This window comes from Criibacterium bergeronii, from assembly GCF_001693775.2.
Classification (GTDB): domain Bacteria; phylum Bacillota; class Clostridia; order Peptostreptococcales; family Filifactoraceae; genus Peptoanaerobacter; species Peptoanaerobacter bergeronii.
In genome coordinates this window covers 1-3,507 of sequence record NZ_MBEW02000054.1, presented here as the reverse complement: position 1 = coordinate 3,507, position 3,507 = coordinate 1, and the positions used below count along the sequence as shown (strand labels likewise).

The window sequence follows — 3,507 nt, the reverse complement described above, 5'->3', positions numbered from 1 at the left end:
AGGTAGTAGCATAAATTTCTTTTTAATATGTATGCTACAATTTTCAAAGTAATTTAGTATAATTATGCTTTCTGTTTCATAGTTATAACTGATGACAGCATCGGAAAACCTGAGAGTGTTTCCTAATAATCACTTACATAAGAAGGTGTAGTATTTATTTTTAATCATTAATTTTTTTGTAACAGGTAGCAATATAAGTTTTTTTAATATTTATGATACAATTTTAAAGTAAGATAGTATAATTACTCATGAACTATAAATGTATAAATTGTAATATAATGGAAATATTAAAAATTTATATTTGATGTTATAATATATGTAAATTTAATTATATAATATTTGTCTTTATAATAGTATAATGACATTTTATATATCACTGTCAAGAAGATGGGAGGTTTGTTAATGAAACGGATTTTGACTTTTTTGTTTGCTTTTTTTGTTATTTTTGGCATAAATTCTTATGCTGTCGATTTTACTGTTACTAATCCGATGCAAGAAGGTAGTTTAACCTCATCAAAGAGTCTTGTTGCCAGTGGTACTGTCAATAATGGTACTATTGTGACTATTAAGCATTATTTGGTAGACAGAAATAATCTTGATGCTGATAAAAATCCTAAGGCTGATTTAATTGATTTTTTTGAGGTTAAGGGCGACGCTCTAAATTTATTTACTGCGGAAATTCTCCTTTTAGAGGGTGAAAATAGACTTGATTTTTCAATTTACAAGGGTAAGAATTCTGACGGTAAGGATGAATATCAGGTCATTACTAAATCAGTCAATTTTAGTAAGGATATGCAAAAAGAGGTAAAAAATATTATTAAACAGATTGAATTAAAGAAACAGACTATTTCTAAATAATAATTTATTGATTGAGATATTTTTATGAATAAATTTACTGAGAGTATTAAAACTGTGGTGCTATGGTTATTGTTTGCAATTGCCATAGCACTTGTTGCTATTAGATACACTGATTTTGGGAATACTAAAAGTGATGCTATATCCCCATTTTTAAATCAAAGGTATTTTAAGCAGATGTTACTTCCGAGTCATATTATTGTAAGCTTTGACAATTTAAGTAAAACTCAGATTTTAAATAAGCAAAGCAACTATTATGATGAGGCTATAGAAAATCTTGTGCAGGCTTTTTCTTCTAAAAAATCTTTTGAAGAGGTTGAGTTATCTACTTTTGATACTCTTTCCTCTTCAAAGATGGTCAGTTTTATTTTTAACAATTTTCCAGGCTCAATTTTTGGCTTAGTCACTGGCATTAACGATAATGACTTGACATCTAGGGATAACATTGTTGGTATACATTTTGCTATTGGTGAAAATACTATTTTTATTCAGACTGACAAAAAAATCTTTTCATTGCTTAGTGAGAGAATTAACGGCTTTTCTTTTGTTGACTCGTTGATGGAGACTAATTATCAAAGGTATGTGCCGATTTTTTATCCTATGAATTCTAATAAAAACTTATTGTTGCCGATTAAACCGGATATTTATATGCAGGATTTAGCTAGTGTCAATTTATTAAATGATACTAATATTTCTGAGATTGCGAAGAATATTTTTAAGGAAAAATTTGATTTTACTTCGTCTATTGTTCAAAAAAATGGGATTTACTTTTATAGCTATAATAATGGTGAACAAATTCTTGAAATTTCTAAAAATGGGCATATTAAGTACAAAAGCTCAGCAAATATAAGTAATAGCAACGATTATACAAAGGCTGCAACTGCCCTGTCAAAATTTTTAGTTGATACTAAGATAAATCCTGATTTAATCAAGATAAAAAAAATATACAAATTTAATGATAATGGAACTGAAAAGATTAGATTTGAAATGGTTGGGAAGTATTTGGGTATTGATCTTGTAACTGGGAACAAGTCCTATGTTGATGTTGTAAATTCAGATGTAGTGGATGCAAATTTATCATTGATTTATGCTGCTCCATATTCTAGCGAATTTAACAGTTTAATTGACCCAAAGGATGCTTTAAGCGATAATATAGATGTGCTGAAGAAGTTTTTGATGGTGGACGACTCTACTCAGCTTTTGAAACAGATTAGGGATTTTAATTTAAATTATTTATTTGATGATATGTCAGGTAATTATATTCCTTGCTGGAGCTTTGAAATAGGGGGATATATTTTCTATTTCGATGGCATATCAGGTGAGATGGTGCACTATGCAATGGACTAAGGCGAAAACTTATTTGATAATTGCTCTATTGATTGCAAATATCGTGCTTTTTTTGAGCCTTGACCAAAGAAAAATATACTTTAACAATGATATCTGTTCTAAAAATTTAAATAATATAAATCAAATTTTATCTGATATGGGAGTTAAAAATAATTTAAAATTGAGCAACAAAAAGCTTGAGATAAGTCCAATTGAGGTTAAGTTTGCAAATATAAACAGTGATAATGAAACGGATATTTTTGTAGATTTAAATAATAAGTATAAAAATGAAATTAAAATAATTGATGATATTTACTATGAATTAATTATAAAAGATGCTCCAAGCGGCTTTTCTAATCAAAAGGAATTTGCTAGGAATTTTATCAGGGAAATATTTCCAGGCTCTGAATATAAGCTAAAGGATTTTTCTATAGAGCAGGATAGTAATACATTGGTATATGAAGAATATTTTAAAGGTTTATATTTAGGGCAGGGTTATGTAAAATTTCTATTTTATGAAGATGGAGATGTGGATATCAGCATTTTAAAGGCTAAGATTATTTCTCAAGGCGACAAGGTAGCATATGCTATTTCTCAAGCACAGGCATTATCCTTGGCGATACCTAAGCTCAAGAGGGGCGATATAATAACAGGCATGGCACTAGGATATGACATGGTGCAAAATAACCCATATGAGGACGATGAAAGCAAGACTGAGCGTATAAGGATGATACCTTACTGGAGGATTCAAATTAACTCTAGGGAATTTATTTATGTTGAGGCTATAAGGTAAGTTATTAAAATATATAAGAGGCTCTACTCAATTTTATTTGGGTGGAGTTTTTTTGTGTATTATAGTAGCTTTTTTAGTGAAAATTTTACTAAAATTAGTCTCTTGCATGATTAATTAAGTTGAGGTTAAAAGTTTTGTTATTGCTTTTTATATTAAAAAAATATATAATATATATGAAATCGTTTGTATTATTATTTACAAAGGGTTTTATACTAGCACAAACTTGAAGGGAGAACTTATAATATGAAAGCATACGAAGCTCAAAAGATTAGAAATGTTGCAATACTTGGACACTCAGGCTCAGGAAAATCAAATTTAATCGAAGCTATTCTTTACACTGGTGGCAAATTAGATAGAATTTCTAAACCAACAGATGCTGCGAAGATTACATCTTCACTTGGTCTTACATCTTTAGAATACAAGGATTATAAGTACAATATTATTGATACTCCTGGATATTTTGACTTTGAGTCAGAAGTAATATCATCCTTGCTTGCAGTGGCATCTGTAATTATAGTTGCAGACTCTACTAC

The 3,507-nt window shown here is 29.1% G+C and carries 4 protein-coding genes; all 4 read left to right on the top strand.

Going from position 1 to position 3,507, the window contains the following annotated elements:
* Nucleotides 1–402 precede the first annotated feature (402 nt).
* Nucleotides 403–858, top strand: a complete 456-nt coding sequence (locus tag BBG48_RS10540) for a hypothetical protein (protein ID WP_068911838.1) — start codon at nt 403–405, stop codon at nt 856–858.
* A gap of 24 nt (nt 859–882) precedes the next feature.
* Nucleotides 883–2,202, top strand: a complete 1,320-nt coding sequence (locus tag BBG48_RS10535; protein ID WP_068911836.1) for a hypothetical protein — start codon at nt 883–885, stop codon at nt 2,200–2,202.
* Nucleotides 2,189–2,974 (top strand): two-component system regulatory protein YycI, encoded by a 786-nt coding sequence (locus BBG48_RS10530; protein WP_068911835.1) that lies wholly within the window; start codon nt 2,189–2,191, stop codon nt 2,972–2,974. Before BBG48_RS10535 ends, BBG48_RS10530 begins: the two co-directional genes overlap by 14 nt.
* 243 nt (nt 2,975–3,217) lie before the next feature.
* On the top strand, nt 3,218–3,507 hold a 290-nt coding region (locus tag BBG48_RS10525; RefSeq protein ID WP_199560410.1), incomplete at its 3' end, for a GTP-binding protein.